The organism is Cellvibrio zantedeschiae, from assembly GCF_014652535.1.
Taxonomy (GTDB): Bacteria; Pseudomonadota; Gammaproteobacteria; order Pseudomonadales; family Cellvibrionaceae; genus Cellvibrio; species Cellvibrio zantedeschiae.
Genome location: NZ_BMYZ01000001.1, coordinates 2,149,397 through 2,174,807, shown reverse-complemented (window position 1 = coordinate 2,174,807; position 25,411 = coordinate 2,149,397). Strand labels below are relative to the sequence as shown.

General features: G+C 46.4%; 19 protein-coding genes. 14 read left to right on the top strand and 5 right to left on the bottom strand.

The genetic code is table 11. The features are described 5' to 3' along the window. The first annotated feature begins 78 nt into the window (after positions 1-78). From IE104_RS09660 to IE104_RS09650, 3 genes are all read left to right on the top strand, one after another. Positions 79-471 carry a response regulator gene (locus IE104_RS09660; RefSeq protein WP_189417831.1) on the top strand — a complete coding sequence of 131 codons (393 nt, stop codon included), beginning with the start codon at positions 79-81 and terminating at the stop codon, positions 469-471. Between the two features lie 220 nt (positions 472-691). After that, positions 692-2,188 carry an ATPase domain-containing protein gene (locus IE104_RS09655; RefSeq protein ID WP_229837760.1) on the top strand — a complete coding sequence of 499 codons (1,497 nt, stop codon included), beginning with the start codon at positions 692-694 and terminating at the stop codon, positions 2,186-2,188. After that, a complete protein-coding gene (locus IE104_RS09650; RefSeq protein ID WP_189417830.1) occupies positions 2,181-3,740 on the top strand; it encodes a hybrid sensor histidine kinase/response regulator in 1,560 nt (519 codons plus the stop codon). The genes IE104_RS09655 and IE104_RS09650 overlap by 8 nt, the downstream gene beginning before the upstream one ends. A gap of 9 nt (positions 3,741-3,749) precedes the next feature. Here IE104_RS09650 and IE104_RS09645 read toward each other — a convergent pair whose 3' ends face one another. Next, entirely contained in the window at positions 3,750-4,709 is a 960-nt protein-coding gene (locus tag IE104_RS09645) for a LysR family transcriptional regulator (RefSeq protein ID WP_189417828.1), read from the bottom strand. 164 nt (positions 4,710-4,873) lie between these two features. Here IE104_RS09645 and IE104_RS09640 point away from each other — a divergent pair, with 164 nt between their 5' ends. Further along, positions 4,874-5,848 carry an MBL fold metallo-hydrolase gene (locus IE104_RS09640; RefSeq protein WP_189417826.1) on the top strand — a complete coding sequence of 325 codons (975 nt, stop codon included), beginning with the start codon at positions 4,874-4,876 and terminating at the stop codon, positions 5,846-5,848. Positions 5,849-5,940: 92 nt separating this feature from the next. On the opposite strand, the gene IE104_RS09635 is transcribed toward IE104_RS09640, so the two are convergent. From IE104_RS09635 to IE104_RS09625, 3 genes are read right to left on the bottom strand one after another with little or no spacing between them, the layout of a single operon-like run. Continuing rightward, a complete protein-coding gene (locus IE104_RS09635; RefSeq protein WP_189417824.1) occupies positions 5,941-6,213 on the bottom strand; it encodes a DUF5985 family protein in 273 nt (90 codons plus the stop codon). A 4-nt stretch (positions 6,214-6,217) separates the two neighbouring features. After that, the gene (locus tag IE104_RS09630) at positions 6,218-6,472 is read right to left on the bottom strand and encodes a DUF5985 family protein (RefSeq protein ID WP_189417822.1); all 255 of its coding nucleotides are present in this window, start codon (positions 6,470-6,472) and stop codon (positions 6,218-6,220) included. Next, positions 6,472-6,855: a hypothetical protein gene (locus IE104_RS09625; RefSeq protein ID WP_189417821.1), complete on the bottom strand. Its 384-nt coding sequence runs from the start codon at positions 6,853-6,855 to the stop codon at positions 6,472-6,474. The genes IE104_RS09630 and IE104_RS09625 overlap by 1 nt, the downstream gene beginning before the upstream one ends. 562 nt (positions 6,856-7,417) lie before the next feature. Between IE104_RS09625 and IE104_RS09620 the strand changes: the two genes are divergently transcribed. Genes IE104_RS09620 through IE104_RS09610 form a run of 3 tightly spaced genes read left to right on the top strand, consistent with a single transcriptional unit; the run spans position 7,418 to position 17,093 of the window. After that, positions 7,418-9,301: a two-component system response regulator gene (locus tag IE104_RS09620; RefSeq protein WP_189417819.1), complete on the top strand. Its 1,884-nt coding sequence runs from the start codon at positions 7,418-7,420 to the stop codon at positions 9,299-9,301. A 52-nt stretch (positions 9,302-9,353) separates the two neighbouring features. Further along, a complete protein-coding gene (locus tag IE104_RS09615; RefSeq protein ID WP_189417818.1) occupies positions 9,354-16,220 on the top strand; it encodes a HAMP domain-containing protein in 6,867 nt (2,288 codons plus the stop codon). Between the two features lie 45 nt (positions 16,221-16,265). Further along, entirely contained in the window at positions 16,266-17,093 is an 828-nt protein-coding gene (locus IE104_RS09610) for a CheR family methyltransferase (protein WP_189417816.1), read from the top strand. Between the two features lie 82 nt (positions 17,094-17,175). On the opposite strand, the gene IE104_RS09605 is transcribed toward IE104_RS09610, so the two are convergent. After that, entirely contained in the window at positions 17,176-18,468 is a 1,293-nt protein-coding gene (locus tag IE104_RS09605) for a fibronectin type III domain-containing protein (RefSeq protein WP_189417814.1), read from the bottom strand. Between the two features lie 183 nt (positions 18,469-18,651). Between IE104_RS09605 and IE104_RS09600 the strand changes: the two genes are divergently transcribed. From IE104_RS09600 to IE104_RS09575, 7 genes are all read left to right on the top strand, one after another. Then, complete coding sequence (locus tag IE104_RS09600) at positions 18,652-19,728, top strand: flavodoxin family protein (protein ID WP_189417813.1); 1,077 nt, start codon at positions 18,652-18,654, stop codon at positions 19,726-19,728. 23 nt (positions 19,729-19,751) lie between these two features. Then, positions 19,752-20,069, top strand: coding sequence for a four-helix bundle copper-binding protein (locus tag IE104_RS19230; protein WP_505661109.1), 318 nt, complete (start codon positions 19,752-19,754; stop codon positions 20,067-20,069). A 167-nt stretch (positions 20,070-20,236) separates the two neighbouring features. After that, positions 20,237-20,656, top strand: a complete 420-nt coding sequence (locus IE104_RS09595) for a YciI family protein (protein WP_189417811.1) — start codon at positions 20,237-20,239, stop codon at positions 20,654-20,656. A gap of 323 nt (positions 20,657-20,979) precedes the next feature. Beyond that, positions 20,980-22,053 carry an XdhC family protein gene (locus tag IE104_RS09590; protein WP_189417810.1) on the top strand — a complete coding sequence of 358 codons (1,074 nt, stop codon included), beginning with the start codon at positions 20,980-20,982 and terminating at the stop codon, positions 22,051-22,053. After that, positions 22,050-22,646, top strand: coding sequence for a nucleotidyltransferase family protein (locus tag IE104_RS09585; protein ID WP_189417808.1), 597 nt, complete (start codon positions 22,050-22,052; stop codon positions 22,644-22,646). The genes IE104_RS09590 and IE104_RS09585 overlap by 4 nt, the downstream gene beginning before the upstream one ends. An 87-nt stretch (positions 22,647-22,733) precedes the next feature. After that, entirely contained in the window at positions 22,734-23,198 is a 465-nt protein-coding gene (locus IE104_RS09580) for a (2Fe-2S)-binding protein (RefSeq protein WP_189417807.1), read from the top strand. Continuing rightward, positions 23,198-25,393: a xanthine dehydrogenase family protein molybdopterin-binding subunit gene (locus IE104_RS09575; protein WP_189417805.1), complete on the top strand. Its 2,196-nt coding sequence runs from the start codon at positions 23,198-23,200 to the stop codon at positions 25,391-25,393. Before IE104_RS09580 ends, IE104_RS09575 begins: the two co-directional genes overlap by 1 nt. The last annotated feature ends 18 nt before the right edge of the window (positions 25,394-25,411 follow it).

The following is a 25,411-nucleotide window of genomic DNA, read 5'->3' as shown; positions in this document are numbered from 1 at the left end:
TCTAGAGCTTGTGCAGAACTAGCATCCAAGATGCAAACACTTTATAGGAGCGCTACCAGTCGCTCCAAAGGAATAAATATGCAATCTACGCAACCCGTGACGAATACCAAAGCGATAAAACGTGTTCTCATTGTCGATGACAACCATGACGTAGCTGATTCCCTTTCGCAATGGCTAGCACTAGCCGGGCATGAGGTACACACGCTCTATACAGGTGCAGAGGCTGTGGAAAAAGTACCGGAAATTAAACCAGATATTATTTTGTTAGATATTGGGTTACCCGATATCAATGGTTATGAAGTTGCCCGCAAGTTGCGAGCATTAACGGGTGTTCCCAATTTTGTTTTAGTGGCTGTTACCGGTTATGGTCAGCCTGCAGACCCTGAGGTTTTTCGCAGTGCAGGCTTTGACGAGTACTTTTCCAAACCTATGCATGCAAGCAAATTAAAGTCTATTGGTTTAGAACTTTAATACACGTAAAAAGCCCGCCGGAGGCACCGGTGCGGCAAAGCTATATAAAAAATTCAATGTGAGATAGCGAACAGAAGCGGCAAAGTTTCATGTGCCACCATGGGCTGTCGTCCAAAATTTTATTTCATTCACTCATCATTGTTAACAACTCTGCAAAAATCAGGCAAAAAGCTCTGGATCGCGAAATTGCGATTGTGGGCCCAGATCGAGGGATATTAATTTGACTACACAGGAACATTTGACCAATGCATTTTTAAGGAGCGGCATTACCTCGCTCGATGAAATATTGCGCGGTGGATTTACCCGCGATCGACTTTACTTAATTGAAGGCTCGCCGGGCTCCGGTAAAACAACTTTGGCATTACAATTTTTATTAGCTGGAGTTAAGCAAGGCGAATCGCTGTTATACATCACTTTGTCTGAAACCGCAGTGGAGTTACGTTCAATTGCAATGGCTCACGGTTGGTCCCTTGAGGGTATTCATATTCATGAAGTTTTACCTTCAGAAAGGGTGCTTGATCCTGACGAGCAGTACAGCATTTTTCACCCCAGTGATGTTGAAATGGGAACTACTACAAAAGCTATTCTTGATATGGTTGATGAGATAAAACCAACCCGGCTCGTATTGGATTCATTATCTGAATTACGGTTGTTAGCATCTAATCCACTCATTTATCGTCGACAAGTATTGGCTTTCAAACAATTTATTACCAGCCGGTCGTGCACTACCTTATTTTTAGATGATCGCACGTCCAGCGATGGTGACTTGCAAGTGCGTAGTATTGCTCACGGTGTTATTTCGTTAAAACGCATGACGACTGACTACGGTGGAATCAGGCGTAGACTTGAAGTTATTAAATATCGTGGCGTTGCTTTTCGTGAAGGCCTACATGATTACAAAATTCAGTACGGTGGGCTCGCGATCTTCCCACGTTTGGTAGCGGCTGAATCCCGTGAATTTTTTTTGCAGAACCAATTTGCCAGCGGAATCGAAGAGCTGGATAGCTTATTAGGTGGTGGGCTTGAAGAGGGTAGTAGTACCCTCATTATTGGGCCACCAGGTACTGGCAAATCTACCTTAGCGTCTCAGTTTGTCTTGTCTTGCTTAAATCAGGATAAGAAAGCAGCGATGTTTATTTTTGAAGAATCCATTTCCAATATGTTGAACAGGGCGGATAACCTGGATATCGGGTTGCGATCAGGCATGACGAGCGGAAAGCTGTCCCTTCATCAAATCGATCCCGCCCAATTAACACCTGGCGAATTTATGGCCTGTGTCTGCCGCGCTGCAGATGCAGGGGCCAAAGTTATAGTGATCGATAGTTTGAACGGTTTCTTACAGGCCATGCCGAGTGAAAAATTGCTGGGTACTCACATGCATGAGTTACTAACCTATTTGGGTCAACGAAGTGTTATTACTTTACTTGTTGGGGTGCAGCAAGGAATGTTGGGCGGTATGTCGTCGGGCATAGACGCAAGTTATTTAGCAGACAACGTAATTTTGCTTCGCTACTACGAAGCATTTGGTGAAGTACAGCAGGCTATTTCCGTCGTTAAAAAACGTGGTAGTTCGCATGAGCGAACTATTCGTCGCATGGAAATTGGAAGTAATGGAATTCAAATTGGTCCTGTATTGCGAGAATTCCACGGCATACTCACGGGTGTTCCAAAATTGGCAGATCCATCTCACAGTAAGGATCGCATGGCACATGATTGAGTTGGAAGAGCGTCGGGTTTTAATCTGTGCGCCAATGGGTAGAGATGGTGAGCTGGCTAGCCAAGTTTTGAGAGGCGCTGAACTTGCGTGTTGCATTTGCAAGAATTGGTTGGAGTTGACGGCCGAATTAAAAAAAGGAGCCGGGTTAATTCTTACTGTAGAGGAAGTCTTAACGCCGGAAGCTGCAGTTTCTTTCTCAAGTTTTCTTGCATCCCAAGGCACCTGGTCTGACCTACCTGTGTTGGTATTAACCAAAAGTGGCGGCAGCCCGGTTTGGTTACAAGGAGCTTACGAACGTTTTGGTAACCTCACCTTATTGGAGCGACCGGTACGTGCACCTACCTTGGTGAGTGCTGCGCGTTCTGCATTGCGTGCGCGTTTGCGCCAATATGAAATCAGGCTCTCAGACCAACGCAAGGATGAGTTTTTAGCCATGCTTGCCCACGAGCTTCGCAACCCACTCGCACCCATAAGTTCTGCGGCGCAAATTTTAAAATTTGTGGCTGCTGATCCGGATCGCGTAAAAAATACTGTTGGAATGATTGACCGTCAGGTTGTGCACCTCACCAACTTAATTGATGATTTATTAGACGTTGCGCGGGTGACAAGAGGGCTTATCCGGTTACAAAAAGAGCCTTTGGATCTAGCCGTGTTGGTATCTCATGCGGTTGAACAAGTTAGTCCGCAAATTAATCTCAAACAACAAAAATTATCTGTTGATTTACCCGATGAGCCAGTGACCGTATTGGGTGACGTTAATCGGTTGATACAAGTCTTCGCCAACCTATTAAACAACGCCTCTAAATATACGCAGGAGCACGGCCATATTTCTGTACAATTTCTTTTATCGCCTAACGAAGTGGTGTTGGAATTTGCTGACGATGGAATTGGTATTTCGCCGGAAATGGTTCCCCAGGTATTCGATTTATTTGCGCAGGCCAAACGTACATCTGACCGTTCTCAAGGCGGCTTGGGATTGGGTTTGGCGTTAGTTAAAAATTTAGTAGTGTCTCATGGCGGAAGTGTGAAGGTATTGAGCAAGGGTTTAGGCGAGGGCAGTGTTTTTTCGGTTAGCTTGCCGCGTTTCTCCGAAGCTAATTTTCCCGAAGATTTTATGCCGCAACAAAAAAATGAATATTCACCTGCGTTATTTCAACCATTGCGTTTGATGATAGTGGATGACAATAAAGATGCTGCTGATTCTCTGGCAGTTTTTTTAGAAGCAGCAGGACATGATGTGTTTATCGAATACACGGCGTTTGATGCTATTAAACGCGCGCGCTCAGTTTGCCCACACATTTGTATTCTGGATATAGGGTTACCTGATATGGATGGCAACGAGCTAACCGCCCAATTGCGTGCCATGCCCGAAACAGCAAGTGCAACTTATATTGCTGTTACAGGTTATAGCCAGGAGACTAATAAAAAAAAATCATTGGCAGCGGGTTTTCATCATTATTTCGTAAAACCGGTGGATGCCGCCAATCTTATAAAAGTGATTGCTGTTAGCGGACCGCAAAGGAATCAAAGCAAAAATGTAATGCACTCCTAAAATAATTTTTTAGGTTGAAATTGCGCTTATGGCTTTTTCCCAAAACGCGGGCTCACCAAATTCGCTACGCAAATGATCAATAAATAATTGTGCTTTAGCGGCGTGTGAGCGCCCGGGCATACGCACAGCGTAAATTCCGGGTTCAATTTTAGCTGAGCTTTTTGCTGCGTTGTTTTTGGAGAATTCGGTTGCGGTTTCTGGAAAAAGCGAAATTAATTGTCCTGAAACGATCATATCGCTTAGCAGCCAATCTGCAAGATGAACTACGCCAATGCCGTTTACCGCCGCGAGCAACAGCGAGTGAGTATCGTTGGAGCGGAAATTTCCATGCACCGCCAGAGGTGCACCTTTGTTAACATTGGGGAAGCACCACAGGCCAGCGACAGTGCGATTTGTTGCGGCAGAGAGACAGTTGTGTTGCAGCAAATCCTCTGGCGTTTGAGGGCGGCCATGGCGCGCAATATAATCGGGGCTTGCGCAAACCAGTCGTTTGAATGGCGCGAGGCGCGTCGCCACCAAATCGCTATCGGGTAGCGTGCCAATGCGAACGGCTACATCAATTCGGTGTGCAGATAAATCAATAATTTCGTCGCTAATATTTAATTCAATTTCCATTAGCGGATAACGTTTTAAAAATGTCGTTACAGCAGGCGCAACATAGAGCCTGCCAAACGAAGCGGGTGCAGTAACCGTAAGCAAACCTTTTGGGTCTGCACTTAACGCCGACATGGCATTTTTGGCTTCTTCCAGTTCCAACAGAATATTTTTTGCGCGTGGTAAAAATTGTTCGCCAGAATCTGTAAGCATGACCAACCGGGATGTGCGGTGAAATAATTTAAAACCCAGTTCAGTTTCCAGGGCATCTATTTTTCGCGATACCGATGAAACGGCTATGCCTTCGTCTTTGGCGACTTTGGAAAGGCTGCGGGTATTAACTACGGCAAGGAAAACACGAATAGCGTCGAGCATTGATAAATCCTGTATTGCATAATTCGCAAAGATGGTTTGCATTTTTGTTTATTGTGCTGTTTATGGCAACGAAATACAATTTTCCCGTCGACAGCTTTTACTATATTTATCTCGCAACACACATTTCTAAACCCACAAGTGGCTAGCAAGCCAAAGGAAAGTCTATGTTTATCAGCAAATTTAAAAACCTGGCGCTCGCTGCATCGCTATTATCTTCTGCCGCTTTGATGACCTTAGGTAGCACGGCTGCAATGGCGGCAGCGCCCTTGGCCAAAACCCCGGCACCGGGTTATTTCCGCCTTATGCTGGGCACATATGAAGTCACCGCGCTTAGCGATGGCACCGTTGATTTGCCCATGGAAAAGTTATTGGTGGAGCCCGAAGCAAAAACGACAGAAGCTTTGGCAAAAGCCTTCCTTAAAACACCCGTGGAAACCTCTGTGAATGCCTACCTGATTAATACCGGTAGCAAGTTGGTATTGATTGATACGGGCGCTGGCGGTTTGTTTGGTCCTACCTTGGGCAAACTTATCGCAAACCTGAAAGCATCCGGTTATCAACCAGAGCAAATTGACGATATTTTTATTACGCATATGCATGGCGATCACGTTGGCGGTTTGGCAACCAAGGGTGCCATAAATTTTCCTAAAGCTACCGTTCACGCCGATCAACGCGAATCAGTTTATTGGTTAAGCGCGGCCAATATGGAAAAAGCGCCAGCAGATAAAAAAGGAATGTACCAAGGCGCAATGGATTCTTTGAATCCTTATCTTGCAGCCAAGAAAGTTGATTTGTTTAAAGGTAGTTCCGAGTTGGTGCCCGGTGTGAAATCCTATTCAACTTATGGACATACCGAGGGCCATACCGTTTATGTGGTGGAAAGTGAAGGTCAAAAATTATTATTGATTGGCGACTTGATTCACGTAGCCGCTGTGCAACTGGATAATCCAGAAGTAACTATTGCATTTGATACCGACCAAAAAGAAGCTGCAAAAATGCGTGAAAAAGTTTTTACAGAGGCTGCCCAGCAGGGCGCATTGGTGGGGGCGTCTCACATTCAGTTTCCAGGGCTTGGTCACTTGAAAAAATCTGGCAAGTCTTACCAGTGGGTTCCCGTAAACTTTACACAAATGCGCTAAGAGGCTGGTTGTGCGTTTATAAAAAATGCGGGGTTATGCCCCGCATTTTTTTAGTTCGTGTTTTTTCTTTTACCTTAAGTTCTTTCCTATAGTCATTCGTTATTTTTTTGTTTGTTCTGTCGGTTTTTGTCCAATATCGCAATCACAATAAAGCTGTAAGCCACGAATCTTACTAAATAGTAAACGGGCGAACCCTCCCGCAAGTCAAAAAAGATAACCAGGGAAACGCGGTTTACCGCTTCAATCAAAAAAGATAGTGCGAAGAACAGGAAGAACCTGTCATGGGTGGTTTTCCAAAATCGCAAAAAAAACAAGCCTGCAATAAAACAGCAAGTTGCTATGGCGCCCAGTAGTAATTCGCTCATGTCATTACTCATCAAATATCAATCCATACAATAATAAAATAAGACCCGCGAGCGCCATCGAAAGTCGCAGGTTTAACAGGTTGTAATCGGGAACTAAAAACTTGTCTGCAATCACCAATAAATTATTGATGGTGACGAAAATAAAACACCACCCCGCCCACATTAATAAGCGGTAGCGGCTTTTAAAATAGCCGCGTAGCAGCAAAATCGCACACAAGAGAGAGGTTCCGGCACACAATGCGTAAATTACAGCAGCCATTATTTATCCTTGTTAAATTTGAATGCGTCGGCAAATAAATGCATCCGACCTGCGTTAGCCCTTGAATGAATCATATTTGTCACTTCAATTAAGTTGCTGGCGTAAAAAATAGCAAGCTGATCAATTAATCCTGTGAGTTCATTCGTTGCTGGAGCATAAACGAAATATCCTTCTTTGTCGGGGAGGGCCGCACAAATTCCACTAGCGTGCAGGTCTTTTAACATTTGAGTTGCGTCTTGCTGGTTTAGGTAAAGACGTTTTGCAATAGCATCGCCATCCCACGGTTGCGCAGGAGATTGGTGCAGTAAAAGCATTGCCTCAAGATGCGGGATCGAAGCAATTGAATGAATGAAGCGACGAAGCTCATTGGATATTCTGGGCAAGTTCTTATTACCAGCTTATGAAAATATTTTAATGAATATCAAAAGTGCAATTAACTTTATCAAGTTTGGTTTTACCGACGATTGCCGGTGAATATTTATCGCGAATACTGTCACAGTGTTTTTATAATCGTGAAGTTTTCACAAGGTACAAGAGCTAAGATTAGCCTAATCATTATGTGGCACCGGCCAGATATGTAAATGGATTTGGCGCCTAGAGCGACAGTATAAGGGGTTTATTTTTGGTAGTTATGTGCGCTAGCGAACAGAGGTGAAATTGGCTCCATGCGCACTATATGTGGCGCCTTAATTATTAAAAATCCCAATCAGGTTTTACTGCCCAGCAGGTGTTAACCTGGTTCATTGGAATGCAATGCAATAGAAATACAATAGTAGATTGGCGGACACTTTTGTGAGCTAGACTTCATATCGGCCGACACTCTTTTAAATAGAAAATGCGCCAAAAAAAAGCCTTATAAATACCCATTACCAACGAGCTCCAAATGTACCCTTAGTGTTATGGGTAAAAGGGATTAATCATCATTTTTTGGAAGGTCCATATTGCATGCAATCTGAAGAGTCACTTCCCAAGGTTTTAATAGTCAACGATGACGCCTCAACCTTGCTGGCGCTGGCCGGTATGTTGGAGGACCCCGAGAACCCGAAATACGAAGTCTTCACCGTACAGTCGGGTGAGGAAGCGCTGCGCAAGGTTTTGAAACACAATTTTGCCGTGATTTTGCTCGATATCAGCATGCCGACAATGGATGGTTTTGAAACAGCGGAAGCTATTCACGCACACCCACGTTCGGCATCTGTTCCTATTATTTTTGTCACCGCCTATTACGGCGATGAATTCAACCGCCTGAAAGGCTATCAAAAAGGCGCAGCCGATTATTTATTTGCGCCGCTCATTCCAAAAATTGTGCAATCTAAAGTTGCCGTATTTGTTGAGCTCAATCAAAAAAATATCGAGCTCGAGCGTAAGACTATTGAGCTAGAAGCCATTAATACTGATTTGCGCATCCAGCGCATGCAGGATCTTGAACGCGTTAACATCGCCCTTAAAACAGAAGTGCATGAGCGCCGTATTGCAGAGCAGCGTGCTACCGAATTAGCAACGCGCGATACGCTTACAGGATTGTTTAATCGCCGTTCGCTGTTGGAGCGTTTAAAACATTCTATCGTTCAGGCGGCGCGGCGCGGCGAAGGCCTTGCATTAATGTTTTTGGATTTGGATAAATTCAAAGAAATTAACGATACCCATGGCCATGAAGCTGGGGATGAACTTTTAAAGCGGGTTGCGAATCATTTAACCACCGCTGTGCGCGAATCAGATTTGGTGGCGCGTTTGGGTGGTGATGAGTTTGTAATTTTGCTGGAAGGATTTTCTGACACGTCTGACGTAGTTAAAGTCGCCAGAAAAATTGTTAATGCGCATCTTGAGCCTATGGTGATTGGTTCGCAAAAGGTGAAAACATCTACCACTATAGGCATTAGTTTTTACCCGGAAGACGGTAGCTCGGCAGAAGAATTATTAAAAAACGCAGACCTTGCCATGTACCACGCCAAACAACAGCAACGTGGTTCCATACAATTTTTTCACGAAGAACTAAATGCGACAGAGCGTTTACGTACCCAGTTTGAGCAGGAAGTTTTGCTCGCCATAAAAGACAATCAATTCGAGCTTTATTATCAACCAAAAATTGAAATTGAATCTGGCAGGCCTACGGGTATTGAAGCGCTTTTGTATTGGCATCATCCGCGCGATGGCTTGTTAGCACCTGATTATTTTCTTGGGCGTGTTGCGCAAAGTACCCAGGCTTCACGTGTGAGTGATTGGGTCATCAACGCCGCTTGTAAGCAAATGCAGGCGTGGAAAAAATTAATTCCAGGCTTTAATTTGCCTATTGCTATCAATTTAGATATTGCGCATTTACAACCGGATTTTTTTGGAAACATTGCACTCGCTATGCAAGAGTGCGAGGTGGAACCTTCCAGCTTCCAGTTTGAAATTTGTGAATCTGCCGTGGTGAATGATTTGGCCAGAGCGGCAGCTATTTTTCGTGAATTGAGCGATGGCGGCGTGAGTATTATTTTAGATGGATTCGGTGCAGGTTTTTGTTCGCTTGCCGCATTAAAAGCTTTGCCTATCGCGGAAGTAAAGATTGATCCACGCTTAATGCACAGCTCCGGCAAACAATATAATTTTTTGCCGGCGCAAACTGCATTTCCCGGTGATACCTCAATTGTGTATGCACTTATGGCTATGGCGCGTGCGTTTAATTTGCATGTGCTTGTTAATGGTGTGGAAACACAAGAACAATTCGATGCGTTAAAAGCCCTGGGTTGCGATGAATATCAGGGCGGCTTTTTTAGCCAACCCTTACCTGCAGATGATCTGCTACAACGGTTGCAACTCACCACTGCGCTGAGTTGTTCGGCCTAAATTTTTAATAATGTATAACTTTCGGTAGCTCCATCGAGCTCGGAGATATTTTATGGATACGACTGTAGAGTTTGACAACGAGCTTGATAGCAAAGTCTTGTTGCACGTGCTCACGGCTCTAAAAAGAGGTGATTTTTCGGCGCGTATGCCTGCTGATTTGACCGGCATGGCAGGCAAGATTGCTGACACCTTGAATGAGATTATCGAATCTAACGAGCTCCTGTCCCGTGGTATTACCGATGTAAGCCGCGTGGTGGGCCGTGAAGGTCGCCTTACGCAGCGTGCGGTTATACCGTCCATGGTTGGCGGTTGGGCGACTATCGTTAAATCTGTAAATACCTTGATTGATGACCTTGTGCGCCCGACCACTGAAATGGCGCGGGTAATTGGTGCAGTGGCAAAAGGTGATTTGTCGCAAACCATGGAGTTGGATGTAGATGGTCGCCCATTGAAGGGGCAATTCTTACGCGCGGCATCTACCGCTAACACCATGGTGGAACAGCTTTCTTCATTTGCCTCGGAAGTAACCCGTGTGGCAAGGGAAGTAGGTACAGAAGGTAAGCTTGGCGGCCAGGCAAACGTGCCCGGCGTAGCGGGTACCTGGAAGGATTTGACTGACTCCGTAAACTCCATGGCCGGTAACCTCACATCGCAAGTACGTAATATTGCTGACGTAACCACAGCGGTGGCGAACGGCGACCTCTCTAAAAAAATCACCGTGGACGTGCGCGGCGAAATTCTCCAATTGAAAGACACCATCAATACCATGGTGGACCAGCTGCGTTCATTCGCATCCGAAGTAACCCGTGTGGCGCGTGAGGTAGGTACGGAAGGTAAGCTCGGCGGGCAAGCCTATGTACCGGGCGTGGGTGGTACCTGGAAGGACTTGACCGATAACGTGAACTTCATGGCATCTAACCTTACGGGGCAGGTGCGGAACATTGCCGAGGTAACCACGGCGGTGGCGAACGGCGACTTGTCCAAGAAAATTACGGTGGATGTAAAAGGTGAAATTCTCCAGCTCAAAGACACCATCAACGTGATGGTGGATCAGCTTTCCTCGTTTGCATCGGAAGTAACTCGTGTGGCGAGAGAGGTAGGTACCGAAGGTAAGTTGGGCGGTCAGGCGCAGGTAAAAGGTGTCGCGGGAACCTGGAAGGATTTGACCGACTCGGTGAACTCCATGGCCGGTAACCTCACATCGCAGGTGCGGAACATTGCTGACGTAACCACAGCGGTGGCGACGGGCGATCTCTCCAAAAAAATCACGGTGGACGTAAAAGGGGAAATCCTCGAATTGAAAAACACCATCAACGTGATGGTGGATCAGCTCTCGTCATTCGCGTCGGAAGTAACTCGTGTGGCGCGTGAGGTGGGTACGGAAGGTAAGCTCGGTGGCCAGGCTCAAGTAAAAGGCGTGGGTGGAACCTGGAAAGACTTGACCGATAACGTGAACTTTATGGCATCAAACCTGACGGGTCAGGTGCGGAACATCGCTGAGGTAACCACGGCGGTGGCGCGGGGCGATTTGTCCAAGAAAATTACGGTAGACGTAAAAGGCGAAATCCTTGAATTGAAAGACACCATCAACGTGATGGTGGATCAGCTGTCTTCGTTCGCGTCAGAGGTAACGCGGGTAGCGAGAGAGGTGGGTACCGAAGGTAAGCTCGGCGGCCAAGCTAACGTATCGGGCGTGGCCGGTACCTGGAAAGATTTGACCGACTCGGTGAACTCCATGGCTGGTAACTTGACGGGTCAGGTGCGGAACATCGCTGAAGTAACTACAGCGGTAGCGAATGGTGACTTGTCGAAGAAGATCACCGTGGACGTAAAGGGCGAGATTTTCGAACTCAAAAACACCATCAACGTGATGGTGGACCAGCTCAACTCCTTCGCATCGGAAGTAACCCGTGTGGCAAGGGAAGTGGGTACCGAAGGTAAGCTCGGCGGCCAGGCAAACGTACTTGGCGTTGCGGGCACCTGGAAAGACCTCACCGACTCGGTGAACTCCATGGCGGGTAACTTGACGGGTCAGGTGCGTAACATCGCCGAGGTAACGACTGCGGTGGCGAATGGCGACCTTTCCAAAAAAATCACGGTGGACGTAAAAGGCGAGATTCTCGAGCTCAAAAACACCATCAACATCATGGTGGACCAGCTCAACTCTTTCGCATCGGAAGTAACCCGTGTGGCGCGTGAGGTAGGTACTGAAGGTAAGCTCGGCGGCCAAGCGCAGGTGCGCGGCGTGGGTGGTACCTGGAAGGACTTGACCGATAACGTGAACTTCATGGCATCTAACCTGACTGGTCAGGTGCGGAACATTGCTGACGTTACAACAGCGGTAGCGAAAGGCGACCTCTCCAAGAAAATCACGGCGGACGCTAAAGGCGAAATTTTGGAGCTGAAAGACACTATCAACGTGATGGTGGATCAGCTCTCGTCGTTTGCATCGGAAGTAACCCGTGTGGCGAGGGAGGTGGGTACAGAAGGTAAGCTCGGCGGGCAAGCAAACGTACTCGGTGTTGCGGGGACGTGGAAAGACCTCACCGACTCGGTGAACTCCATGGCCGGTAACTTGACGGGTCAGGTGCGGAACATTGCGGATGTAACCACGGCGGTGGCGAACGGTGACCTCTCCAAAAAAATCACCGTGGACGTAAAAGGCGAAATTCTCGAACTGAAAAACACCATTAATATCATGGTGGACCAGCTCAACTCCTTCGCTTCGGAAGTAACCCGTGTGGCGCGTGAGGTGGGAACGGAAGGTAAGCTCGGCGGCCAGGCGCAAGTAAAAGGCGTGGGCGGAACCTGGAAAGATTTGACCGATAACGTGAACTTCATGGCTTCGAACCTGACCGGTCAGGTGCGTAACATCGCGGACGTAACTACCGCGGTGGCCAAGGGCGATTTGTCCAGAAAGATTACGGCGGATGCTAAAGGCGAAATTCTCGAACTCAAAGACACCATCAACGTGATGGTGGATCAGCTTTCCTCGTTCGCATCGGAAGTAACCCGTGTGGCAAGAGAGGTAGGTACCGAAGGTAAGCTCGGCGGCCAAGCAAACGTATCGGGTGTGGCGGGAACCTGGAAGGATTTGACCGACTCGGTGAACTCCATGGCCGGTAACCTCACCTCGCAAGTGCGTAACATTGCGGACGTAACCACGGCGGTGGCTAACGGTGACCTTTCCAAGAAAATTTCGGCTGACGCGAAAGGCGAAATTCTCCAGCTCAAAGACACGATTAACACCATGGTGGATCAGTTGCGTTCATTCGCATCGGAAGTAACCCGTGTGGCAAGAGAGGTAGGTACAGAAGGGCGCTTGGGCGGACAAGCAAACGTTCCCGGTGCATCGGGTACTTGGAAGGATTTGACCGATAACGTGAACTTCATGGCATCCAACCTGACGGGCCAGGTGCGTAACATCGCTGCAGTAACCACGGCGGTAGCGCGTGGTGACTTGTCCAAGAAAATTACGGTGGACGTAAAAGGCGAAATTCTCGAACTCAAAAACACCATCAACGTGATGGTGGATCAGCTCTCCTCGTTTGCGTCGGAAGTAACCCGTGTGGCGCGTGAGGTAGGTACCGAAGGTAAGCTCGGCGGACAGGCCCAGGTAGAAGGTGCTGCGGGTACCTGGAAAGATTTGACCGATAACGTGAACTTCATGGCGGCGAACTTGACCGCACAGGTGCGCGGTATCGCCGGGGTAGTAACCGCCGTAGCAAACGGCGACCTTAAGAAAAAACTGACCGTAGCAGCGCAAGGTGAAATTGCGGCGCTCGCTAACACAATCAACGAAATGACGGACACCCTAGCGGTATTCGCGGATCAGGCGACTACGGTAGCCCGTGAAGTGGGTGTGGAAGGTAAGCTCGGTGGACAGGCATCGGTGCCAGGTGCTGCCGGTACCTGGAAAGATTTGACTGAAAACGTAAACCAACTTGCGGCAAACTTATCAACGCAAGTACGTGCGATTGCAGAAGTGGCAACCGCGGTAACGCGCGGTGACTTGTCGCGGTCTATTCAGGTAGAAGCGCGCGGTGAAGTATCGGATCTGAAAGACAACATCAACGAGATGATCCGTAACCTAAAAGAAACCACGCAGAAAAACGCGCAACAAGACTGGCTTAAAACCAACCTCGCGCGTTTCACGCGTATGCTGCAAGGTCAGCGCGATTTGGAAACCGTAACTTCGCTTATTCTTTCTGAACTCGCTCCACTGGTAAGCGCGCACCACGGTGTGTTTTACATGATGGATGGCCGCAATAAAGATTCACGCCTGCGCATGATTGCGAGTTACGGTTATAGATCCAGCCGTAAGCTGCCAACATCGTTTTTACCTGGCGAAGGTCTTGTTGGGCAATGTGCGATAGAAAAAAATCGTATCTGGTTGACAGATGTTCCTGTTGACTACATTCAGGTTTCATCGGGGCTCGGTTCGTCAGCACCCAATAATATTGTTGTTATACCGATTTTGTTTGAGAGCGAAGTAAAAGCGGTTATTGAAATTGCATCGCTCGATCGTTTTACCGAAACCCACTTGTCATTCCTCGACCAATTGATGGAATCCATCGGTGCGGTTTTGAATACCATCGAAGCAAACAGCCGTACCGAAAGTTTGTTGACGCAATCTCAATCACTCGCACAAGAATTGCAACAAACCAACCAGGAGCTTGCAGAAAAAGCACGCTTGTTGTCTGAACAAAATATTGAGGTGGAACGCAAAAATAGCGAGGTGGAGCAAGCCAAAATGGCGCTGGAAGAAAAAGCCAGCCAGCTCGCGCTTTCATCAAAATATAAATCAGAATTCCTTGCAAACATGTCGCATGAGTTGCGTACACCGCTCAATAGCTTGCTAATTCTTGCGCAGCAATTAAGTGATAACCCGAGTGGAAACCTCTCCGATAAACAAGTGGAATTCGCCAAAACCATTCACGGTTCCGGTAGCGATTTGTTGACCCTGATTAACGATATTCTCGATTTGTCAAAAATCGAATCGGGTACAGTTACGCTGGAAATCAGCGAGTATCGCTTCCAAGCTATTCGCAGTTATGTGGAACGTACTTTCCGCCACATGGCAGAAGCCAAGCAGCTTGAATTCCAAATTGATCTCGCGAATTCCTTGCCACCAGCAATGATGACGGACACAACTCGGTTACAACAAATTTTGAAAAACCTATTGTCCAACGCGTTTAAATTTACATCGCGCGGAAGAGTTACCTTGCACATTGGTTTAATTCGCTCTGGTTGGACGGTGGATCACCCAACCTTATCGCAAGCAGATGCTGTGCTTGCGTTTGCGGTAAGCGATTCGGGCGTGGGTATTCCCAGTGATAAGTTGCAATTAATTTTCGAAGCATTCCAACAAGCTGACGGAAGTACCGCGCGTCGTTATGGTGGTACAGGTTTGGGCTTGTCAATTAGCCGTGAATTAGCGCGCTTGCTCGGTGGGGAAATTAAAGTGGAAAGTGAGGTGGATGCCGGTAGTACATTTACCTTGTTTTTACCCTATCATCGTGCAAGCGGTAAAAGCGATGTGCTTTCGCAATCCAATGCGCTTTACATGCCGGCCTTACCGCCTAACGTAATTTATACGCGTTCATCAAATTCAGAAACCGTGATTGATGCGGAATATACCAGCGTGCAAAAAAGTGCGATTGTTCCGTTAAGTCCAGATGCGGAACAAAATTTTGATGACCGTGCGCTCATAGCGGAAGGTGACCCGGCCGTGTTAATTGTGGAAGATAATTCCGAGCGCGCAAAAATGTTGTTGAACGCTGCGCGTGAACAAAACTTTAAAGGAATTGTTACGTCATCTGGTGATGCTGTTCTTACTTTAGCGCGTGACTACTTACCTTCAGCGGTGATGCTAGGTTCGCAAATGGATGAAGCTAATGGTTACGCGATTTTGGAACGTTTAAAACGCGACCCTGCAACTCGTCATATTCCGGTGCATATTATTTCTCGCCTTGCTGCTGAAGAAGTAAATTCGCAAGATCAGGAACGTGAGCGGAGTTTGACACTCGGCGCTATTTCACATTTGGCCGAACCAATTACACAGGAATCATTGCAAGCAGAATTTCAGCGTATTCAACGTTATTTAATTCGCGACAAGCGCAGTTTGCTTGTTGTTGAGGACGATGAAATTCAACGCAACAGTATTATGGAATTAATTGGTACCGAAGATGTGCATATTTATGCTGTCGGTAGCGGTAAAGAAGCGCTTAAAGCTCTAGGTGAAAGTCATTTTGATTGCGTGGTGCTCGATTTAACCTTGCCCGATATGAATGGCTTCGATGTGCTGGAAGCCATGAGTGAAGATGAGGTTATGCGCGATGTACCCGTAGTGGTTTACACCGCGAAGGATTTAAACCGTAAAGAAATTACCAAGTTGAAGCGCATTGCAAAAACCGTGGTGGTAAAAGATGCGCGTTCACCCGAGCGTTTGCTGAATGAAACCTCTTTATTTCTGCACCGTGCACACGCAAGTATGCCAGAGCAACAACGCAAAATGATTGATGCAATTCAGGAAGCTGACGGTGGCTTAAGTGGACGCAGTGTGTTGATTGTGGATGACGACTTGCGCAATATTTTCGCCTTGAGTTCAGTATTGGAACGCCAAAATATGAAGGTATCTTTTGCAGAAAACGGGCGCGACGGTATTGAGGTATTACAAAAAGATCCATCCATAGAAATTGTGCTAATGGATATCATGATGCCAGAGATGGATGGTTACGACACCATGCGTGCGATTCGAAAAATTCCGCGCTTCAAATCGCTGCCGATCATTACGCTTACTGCAAAAGCGATGAAAGGTGATAAAGATAAATGTATTGCTGCAGGTGCATCGGATTACATTACCAAACCGGTGGACGTTGCGCAGTTGTTGTCGTTAATGCGGGTTTGGTTGCATTAGCAGTAAGCGCAAGGGGAGTATTGGTTGAGTGCAACGGGAAGGATAATGAGTATTTCTAAAACGCTCGAAGATTTGGAAATTTCACTTTTGCTTGAAGCGATATACCAACGCTTTGGTGATGATTTTCGAGGTTATCAAAAGGAAGCTATTCGACGGAAATTGCATGCATTTATGCTGGTGCACGATATATCTACAATTTCCACCTTGCAGGATTGTGTGTTACACGATCCAACTTATATAGATCCGCTGCTGTGCGCGCTGGACGCGCACCCGGCGGGTTTGTTTGATCATCCCAAGCATATGCGTGAATTGCGCAAAGCACTTATTCCCTGGCTGCGATCTTGCCCTGCACCAAAAATCTGGATTGCAGAATGCTCAGCTGCAGAAGATGTTTATGCCATTGCGATTATGTTAATGGAAGAGGGGGTTTATCATAAAACCCAAATCTTTGCGACGGGCGCTAATCCCATGTTATTAAGCGAAGCGCGCGAAGCAAAATTTTCCTTATCAAAACTACCGCAGTACGAGGAAAATTATTTACGCGCGGGTGGCACAGAATCTTTATCAGATTATTACACCCAAGTGGATGATATGGCGGTGTTTCGCAATGAACTGAATCGAAATATTACCTGGGCGCAATATAATTTAGGAACAGATTCTTCTTTTAACGAATTTGAATTAATTGTCTGTCGCGGCAGCTTGAATGATTACGCGTCACGATTGCGACGCCGTGCACTGCAAGTATTTTATGATAGCCTTCCGGCGTTTGGCATACTAAGTGTCGCAGACGCAGACTATTCTGATTTAACTCCGCTTATTTCCCGCTTTACCGCCTTGTCATCAAAACAAGGGTTGTACCGCAAAGTTCGCTAAGGTTTAAACCGCAAGGTTCGCGAAGGTTTAACCGCACGGTTCGCGAAAGTTCAAAAGCTTCGCTAATAATAACGCTCGGTAATTACCAGGTCACAACCTCCGCAGTGGCACCTGTTTTTATCACATCCAGTTTTACGTTCGCATTATTAATCTGCACACGATAATTCATAATGCTGCCCAAGGGGCCGCCAGTAATCACCAAATCATAGGTGCCATTTGAGAGTGGAATAGAGTAGGCACCACTCGCGTAAACGGGGTAAGACTTTCCATTAGTAGAGATGGTAACGCGCTCTAAACCTTCGCCCACGTCGTAAAATTTATTATTGTTTGTATCGTCATAAACTACGCCGGATAAATAATAGCTATTACCAGAGCGCGCAAAATTCTCGGTCAACATGGAAGATAAATAATTTGTTCCATTATTCAAAAACATTCCCTGATTTTGTCCGACACCAATTTCACGAAAACTGGTTCCCAATATATTGACTCTATGTCCCGGTGATTTAAATAAACCTTCATGATGCACGAGTGCATACTGGGTTAAATTAATAGTGGGTGCCGTAGTGCCCGCCCACGCAATATTTTCTCCGCTACTCCACGCGCCAGCAAAAACATAACCGGCGGCCATCATGCGCTCGGTAGGTGTGCTATCAGCAGCGCCAGTGTGTGAAAAAATATCATTGTCCAGCATCCACTGTGAATGTGTTCTTGCAGAATCAATCAAGAATAAATTGTGAGCGAGTGGAGGCTTTCTGTCGGCAGTTAATTGAGCACCGGTAATGCCATCATTTAAACCTATTCCATAACGAGCCGCCTCAGCGGCAGGATCAAAGCGTGCGCGATTTATAAGTTCTACAACCAACACTTCTTGTGCCGTTGGTTGGCGTGAAAATTCATCTGCAGTGGGTGTTGCGTTAACTTCTACGCTTTGAGTACTTTCTTCCGAACCTTTTACCGCCGTTACCACAAAATAATAAGTTTTATTGTTTTGCAGCCCTGTTACTACATAAGGCGAATTAACATTTTTAACCCAGGTTCCGTTCTGGAATGCGCTAATGTTTTTTGCAGTGATATTGGCTTCGGTCGCGTAATAGATGTGGTATGAAGTTGCACCAGCTACAGGGTTCCAGCTTAAATTTATAGATGTATTGCTTGCTATCGCAGCGAGGTTTTGTGGTGCAGTCAGGCTCGTACTGGGTGAGGAGCTGGTTGTAGAGCTAATCGAGGAGGCTAGCGAGCTGGCAATGCTACTTGAACTGGTCGATGTAACAGGAGGCGTATTATTATCACTGCCACCTCCGCCGCCGCCGCCACCGCATGCCGTTATGCCAAGTATGCAAATAACAAATATCAAATGTTTAAGTTGTACATGCATTTGCAGTGCTCCACCGAATTCAATGATTACCTAGGTTATAACGTGTCGTTCAAATTATCTGTGCGCTCCTTATCTTATTTATAAGCTTCCCTTATTTAAATCAATAAATGCCTAAGCGCTCTATCGAACATAAAAGCACATAATAATTTTTTAAAATGATGGGATTTGATAATAGGAGGCAACATGGAACTTTCTCCACGTACCGGACAAGCACCTGCTAAATTGACACGGGATGAATTCCACGAGGAATTTCAAAAATCGTTTATAGATCCACGTTTCATTGCGATTCAAAAATCACTGGAAGAAGTAGAGGGGGTGGCTTGGAATAATTATCATGAAAAAGGACACAAGGCACCTATAACAGAAAAGGCCGGGGCAGAATTTTATAATCCCGAGTATGACCTTTCTGTTGAGTGGAAAGAAACCCGCGAGCGTTTAATATTTGCTGAAGCCAAACAAAAAAATCCTGCAACGCAATCGCGAGTATTGTTGATTTGTGGCTCAGCGCGAAATGATGGCACTTGCCCAAGCGAAGTATCTAAAACCTGGCGACTTACGCTGCTTGCACAAGAGGAATTAGTCAAAGCGAATATTGAAGTTGATATTCTGGATTTAAGCTTGCTTACATCTGCCTATGACAAGCACATCCATCCGTGTAAGGGCTGCGTGTCTACCGCGATGCCCTTGTGCCACTGGCCATGTTCTTGTTATCCCAATCACGCTTTACGTCAAACCAACGACTGGATGGCAGAAATTTATGAAAAGTGGGTTGCAGCTCATGGCGTGATTATTTTAACGCCGGTTTATTGGTATCAAACCCCGAGCGTTTTGAAGCTCATGATTGATCGGCTTGTATGTGCTGATGGCGGCAATCCAGATCCAACTACAACAGATGGAAAAGATCCGGAGAAAGCAAAAGCCATTGAGCTTTCAGGGTGGAATTACCCAAAACATCTTGCGGGCCGCATCTACGGTTTGGTAGTTCACGGTGATGTTGCTGGTATAGAAGGTGTGCGCCGCGGCTTATCTGACTGGCTGGATTGGATGGGATTGATTGATGCAGGAGCTTATGCACGCCTGGATCGATACATTGGCTATTACGAATCCTATGCGGAAAGCCATGAAGCACTGGACCGCGATTTGGCTGTACAAGAGGAAGTGCGCAATGTTGCAAGAGCAGTGGTCAACTCGGTAAACAAATTACGCGACGGTGCCTTGGTAGATCCGCGTGCAGCGCTGAAGCATCCAAGGCCTAAATAATTTTATCAATTGGAGGAGCTATTATGTTTGATTCCAAATGTATAGAAAATTGTACTCAATGCCATCAAATCTGTTTGCGTATGGCGACCACCCATTGCCTGTCTGTAGGAGGCAAGCATGTTGAAGCGGAACATTTTAAATTGATGCTGGACTGCGCAAGAGTTTGCGCGCTTTCGGCAGATTTGCAGATAAGTAATTCGTCCTTTGTTTCCCAAGTGTGCAGGCTATGTGCACAAGTCTGTGAAGCATGCGCGAATAGTTGCCAAGCAATAGGCGATATGGATGATTGTGTAGCCGCCTGCAGAAAGTGCGCACAAAGCTGTAGTCAAATGGCGGCCTAAGGGATAAGGTATATTCCTGCTGCGCTTACCACCACTCTTTTAATTGCTGGAAGATAAAAAATTTTATCTTCCTTGTCGATTTTGTTTCTTTCCTAACGACTATCTCTTGAAGTACAACAAAATCTACCGAATATTCGTTCAAAATCATTACAACTGGAGGATGCCTCATGAAAGTCATGGTCATGGTAAAAGCTACAAAAAGTTCTGAAGAGGGCATTATGCCAAGCACTGAGCTACTCACTGCAATGGGCATTTACAATGAAGAATTGGTAAACGCCGGCATCATGCTTGCGGGTGAGGGATTACATCCAACATCAAAAGCCAAGCGCGTACATTTTTCTGGTAAAGATCGTATAGTAACTGACGGGCCCTTTACAGAAACCAAAGAAATTATTGCAGGCTTTTGGTTGTGGCAAGTTAAATCCATGGAAGAGGCCGTTGAATGGGTTAAGCGTTGCCCCAACCCAATGATGGAAGGATCAGACATAGATATTCGTCCGATTTTTGAAGCAGAAGATTTTGGTGAGGAATTCACACCGGAGCTCCGTGAGCAAGAGGACAAGTTGCGTGAGCAAATGGCAAAGTAAAGTTCTGAAATATATCGTTCATTAATTTGGCTTGGTTCAAGGAGGGCTAACCAAATTCAGCGGGTAAATAATAAGTGCGGCGAATACTGTTAACCAAATAAAACCTGGCGGAAGGATAGATGTTGCTAAGGTAAAATCCCTATTTATTCTGTTACCGCATAAGCATCTTTAGCTTATCTGTGACACCTGTCATCTAACTATTTAGTTTTGTTAATCCCACTTTCTTTCCATGAAAGTCTGTGGGATTATTTTGTTCCTCAATAGTTCTAAATCTTGCGGCCAGGTGATTTTCTCAAGCTAGCAAGTTACATGGAAGACCACCCATGTCCAATCATTTTTACCATTTGCTTTCCTCCTGGTTGCCACTCAAAGAAGAGGCCAATTGGGTGCTGGGCGCAGTAATTAACACGCGCGGTTCTGTTTACCGTAAAACCGGTGCGCTAATGTTGCTGAGTGACGCCGGTCACCAATTAGGGTTGTTAAGCGGTGGTTGCCTTGAATCAGATTTGTTATTGCAGGCTCGTAAAGTCATCGCGCTTGGGAAATCTCGCCAGGTTGTTTATGACGCGTCTGACGATAGCAATATTGCCTGGCGTCTTGGAATAGGTTGCGGTGGTGCTGCAGAAATTTTGTTGCATCCCTGCAATGCGCAAAATGATTTTTTACAGCTACCAGAAATATTTTCATGTCTACAAGATCAGGCCTGTAATTTTGAGTTAACTATTGCAAAGGCGCACGCAAGTTTTACCCCCTGCATGCGCAAGTTAGCTCAGCGTCAACATGGAAAGCTTGAGCAAAAAAATAACGAGCAAATTTTATCGACCTTAATCAATCCTTTGCCGCATTTATTAGTCTTGGGTAATGGGGTAGATGTAATTCCGTTGTGTCAATTAGCGGTAACTCTCGGTTGGCGCGTCACACTTGCAGACCAACGATTAAATGCAAATAAACGCGCTCACTTCCCCACACAAATCAATGCCTTGAGTATTTCTGCGGATGAATTGGATGATGAATTTTTGCAGCAAGTCGATGGCATTGTTATTGCGCACCACAACATCCGATTAGATGCAGCGGCAATCGCGGCTTTGCAAACACGAACAATGTTAAATCCCTATATAGGTTTGCTTGGTCCTGCACATCGTAAAGCAGACGTTCTCGCATGCGCGGGTTTAAGTGAGGAACAATTAAAATATCCAGTTGCCGGGCCTATGGGTTTGGCACTTGGTGGAGATTTACCGGAAAGCATCGCTTTGTCAGTCCTGGCAGAATGCCATGCAAAAATATTTGGTAGCAGCGCCTTGCCTTTGCATCTTTTAGCATCGGGCGAAAATCAACTCGTTGCAATAAATGTAAACGATGAAGCCGTGTATTCTTTATGCGCAGTAGCTGAGCGATGAAGCTTGATTGCCTTGTCCTAGCCGCTGGGAGCGCAAGCCGTTTTGGCAGCTGTAAACTATTGGCTGATTGGAAGGGGCAACCTTTAATTTCTGCAACGCTCGATGCTGCAAGTGCGTTGAAATTTGATCGAATAAAGATTGTAAGTGGAGCGTACTATCCGCAATTGTTACAGGCGCAACTTACATTAAAGTCGATCAATCCGCACATCGAGTTGTTGGAATATCGAGATTGGCATTTGGGCATGGGGCACTCGCTCGCATTTGGAATCGAACATTTTCCTGCTGAGAATGCAGTACTGATTTTACTGGGCGATCAACCACTAATAAGCGGGCAGGATTTACAAAATTTATATAACACATGGCGCGAAAACCCTGAGCAAATTACCTGTGCCAGTTTTGCAAATACTTTTGGGGTGCCCGCGATTTTTCCACCGCAATTTAAAACCTGGTTGCGTGCTTGCACGGGTGATCGCGGCGCAAAAGTTGTATTAGCTAATCATATCCAGGGCCTCAAACTTGTGCCTATGCCTGCTGCAGAGTTTGATGTAGATACGCCGGTTGCTCTCCAGGAATTGTTAAAAGTTGCTGTCTGATTTGTCGTAAAAATAAATAGGCGAAAGCCGTGTTTAACAGTGCTAACTATTATGTTCGGTCATTAAATATTTCAAAGGAGTTACTCCATGATTTCCCTCACGATTAATGGCAAGGCCCAACAAATTAATGTAGACCCGGATACTCCTTTGCTCTGGGTGCTGCGCGACGAATTAAAAATGACCGGTACTAAATTAGGTTGCGGCATGGCTATGTGCGGCGCCTGTACTGTACACATGAACGGCAGTGCAGTGCGCTCGTGTAGTGTGCCCTTATCGGCGGCGCAGGGCGCCAATATTCAAACCATAGAAGGAATGAATTCACCAGCGTTTCAGGCAGTGCAACAAGCGTGGCGCAATCTTGATGTGGTGCAATGTGGTTATTGCCAGTCAGGACAAATCATGTCGGCCACGGCGCTGTTGCAAACCAACAGCAAACCGACAGATTCACAAATTGATGCTGCCATGATGGGTAACCTTTGCCGCTGCGCAACCTACCATCGCATCCGCAATGCTATTCACCAAGCAGCTGATAATTTGGGGAGTAAAGCCTAATGAACTTTTTAAAACAATTAGCTTCGCGCAACCATAATGAAGATACATTGGCCCTGTCGCGCCGCCATTTTTTACAAGCGGCGGGCGTCGGTGGCGGGCTGCTTGTAGGTGCTGGTTTTGTTGCAGAGGGCGCGGCGGCTGCAACTGCAAGCAAATCATCAAGCGCAACAAATAACGCACCGCAATTTAACGCGTTTTTAAAAATAACGCCCGATAGCAAAGTCATTATTGTTGTAAAGCATTTGGACATGGGGCAGGGCGTGAGTACAGGGTTAACCTCGCTGGTTGCGGAAGAGTTGGATGCAAATTGGGAGCAAATTAGCTGGGAATCTGCCCCTGCGGATGCGAGCCGCTACAACAATTTATTTTGGGGTAACGCGCAAGGTACAGGTGGTTCATCATCCATCGCCAATTCATGGATGCAAATGCGTCAAGCGGGTGCCGCTGCGCGCGCCATGCTAGTGAGTGCGGCAGCAGCCGAGTGGAAAGTGCCCGCTGAAGAAATTCGTGTTAGCAAAGGGATAATTTCCCACGGTGATCGTACCAGTAGTTTTGGTGTTCTCGCGGCTAAGGCAGCTACCTTACCGGCACCGCAACAACCCGCAGTGAAAGATCCAAAACAATTTCAATTTATCGGCAAGCCATTACCTCGTAAAGACAGCGCAGAAAAAACCAACGGCACCGCTAAATACACGCAAGATATTCAATTGCCCGGCATGTTGACCGCGCTTGTCGCTTATCCGCCACAAGTATTCGGTAAAGTTAAAAAATTCGATGCTGCAAAAGCAAAGGCATCGCCAGGTGTTGTTGCCGTGGTTGAAATTCCGCGCGGTATTGCCGTGGTTGCCGACAATTTTTGGAGTGCACAAAAGGCGCGAAAATTATTGCAAATTGATTGGGATTTATCTGCGTGTGAAACTCGCAGCAGCGACGAACTTTTTAAAGCCTGCCACGATACAGCCCGCAAGACTGGCCACATCATGAAAAATTCTGGCGATGCTCCGGCAACGCTTGCTAAATCCACCAATGTTGTTGAAGCTGAAATTGAATTACCTTATCTCGCGCACACCCCTATAGAACCGCTAAATTGCGTCGCTAAATTGGAGAAAGACAATTGCGAGTTATGGTATGCCTGCCAAATGCCTACGGTAGATCAACAGGAAGTTGCCGGAGTGGTTGGGCTTAAACCCGCGCAAGTAAAAATCAATACGCTTTATGCAGGCGGCAGTTTTGGGCGTCGTGCTTGTGCAAATGATTATGTGGTTGATGCAGCCAATATCGCCAAACAAGTGCCGGGCCGTGCTGTGAAAATGGTGTGGACGCGTGAAGACGAAATTCTTAACGCTCGCTATCGCCCTATGTCAGTTCACCACATTCGCGGTGCAGTTGCCGATGGAAAATTAATTGCGTGGCAACATCACGCCGTAGCACAACCGATTTTGCGTGGCACTCCTTTTGAAGGCGGTATCCAGGGACCGGTAGATGGCACAATTGCAGAAGGCATTAGCGATATGCATTACGCAATTCCAAATCTGCAAGTTCAGGCAACAGAGTTTCCTGTTAAGGTTTCGGGGCTGTGGTGGCGCTCGGTTGGAAATTCTGGCAACGCATTTGTGGTAGAAACTTTTATTGATCAACTTGCCAAAGCTGCAAAAAAAGATCCGGTAGCTTTACGTCGTGAATTGCTCGCTAAAGAGCCGCGCGCTTTAGGTGCTTTAAATCTCGCCGTTGAAAAAAGTGATTGGGGCAAACCTTTACCAAAAGGTGTTGGTCGCGGTGTCGCTGTGCATAAATCTTTTGGCACCTGGGTTGCGCAAGTGGCGGAGGTAAGTGTTAAAGACGATGGTAGCTTCCATGTAGATCGCGTTACCTGCGCTGTAGATTGCGGTGTTGCTGTAAACCCCGATGTGGTTCGCGCTCAAATGGAGGGCGGTATAGGAATGGGTTTAAGCGCGGCATTAGGTGAAGCTATTACACTAAATAAAGGCGTGGTAGAACAAACCAATTACCATACTTATAACGTAATGCGTATCAATTCAATGCCCAAAGTAGATGTGCATATAGTTCCTTCTGCTGAAGTTCCTTCCGGTGTAGGCGAACCAGGTTTACCACCTATTGCAGGCGCAGTTGCAAATGCATTATTTGCTGCAACCGGAAAACCTATTAAGCGTTTACCCATAGGGGCGAAAGTTTAAATATCCAGGCAAAAAATA

Coding starts and splice junctions, on each gene's coding strand:
- IE104_RS09660 (WP_189417831.1), top strand. CDS start 79: ATGCAATCTACGCAACCCGTGACGAATACCAAAGCGATAAAACGTGTT.
- IE104_RS09650 (WP_189417830.1), top strand. CDS start 2,181: ATGATTGAGTTGGAAGAGCGTCGGGTTTTAATCTGTGCGCCAATGGGT.
- IE104_RS09645 (WP_189417828.1), bottom strand. CDS start 4,709: ATGCTCGACGCTATTCGTGTTTTCCTTGCCGTAGTTAATACCCGCAGC.
- IE104_RS09640 (WP_189417826.1), top strand. CDS start 4,874: ATGTTTATCAGCAAATTTAAAAACCTGGCGCTCGCTGCATCGCTATTA.
- IE104_RS09635 (WP_189417824.1), bottom strand. CDS start 6,213: ATGAGCGAATTACTACTGGGCGCCATAGCAACTTGCTGTTTTATTGCA.
- IE104_RS09630 (WP_189417822.1), bottom strand. CDS start 6,472: ATGGCTGCTGTAATTTACGCATTGTGTGCCGGAACCTCTCTCTTGTGT.
- IE104_RS09620 (WP_189417819.1), top strand. CDS start 7,418: ATGCAATCTGAAGAGTCACTTCCCAAGGTTTTAATAGTCAACGATGAC.
- IE104_RS09615 (WP_189417818.1), top strand. CDS start 9,354: ATGGATACGACTGTAGAGTTTGACAACGAGCTTGATAGCAAAGTCTTG.
- IE104_RS09610 (WP_189417816.1), top strand. CDS start 16,266: ATGAGTATTTCTAAAACGCTCGAAGATTTGGAAATTTCACTTTTGCTT.
- IE104_RS09605 (WP_189417814.1), bottom strand. CDS start 18,468: ATGCATGTACAACTTAAACATTTGATATTTGTTATTTGCATACTTGGC.
- IE104_RS09600 (WP_189417813.1), top strand. CDS start 18,652: ATGGAACTTTCTCCACGTACCGGACAAGCACCTGCTAAATTGACACGG.
- IE104_RS19230 (WP_505661109.1), top strand. CDS start 19,752: ATGTTTGATTCCAAATGTATAGAAAATTGTACTCAATGCCATCAAATC.
- IE104_RS09595 (WP_189417811.1), top strand. CDS start 20,237: ATGAAAGTCATGGTCATGGTAAAAGCTACAAAAAGTTCTGAAGAGGGC.
- IE104_RS09590 (WP_189417810.1), top strand. CDS start 20,980: ATGTCCAATCATTTTTACCATTTGCTTTCCTCCTGGTTGCCACTCAAA.
- IE104_RS09585 (WP_189417808.1), top strand. CDS start 22,050: ATGAAGCTTGATTGCCTTGTCCTAGCCGCTGGGAGCGCAAGCCGTTTT.
- IE104_RS09580 (WP_189417807.1), top strand. CDS start 22,734: ATGATTTCCCTCACGATTAATGGCAAGGCCCAACAAATTAATGTAGAC.
- IE104_RS09575 (WP_189417805.1), top strand. CDS start 23,198: ATGAACTTTTTAAAACAATTAGCTTCGCGCAACCATAATGAAGATACA.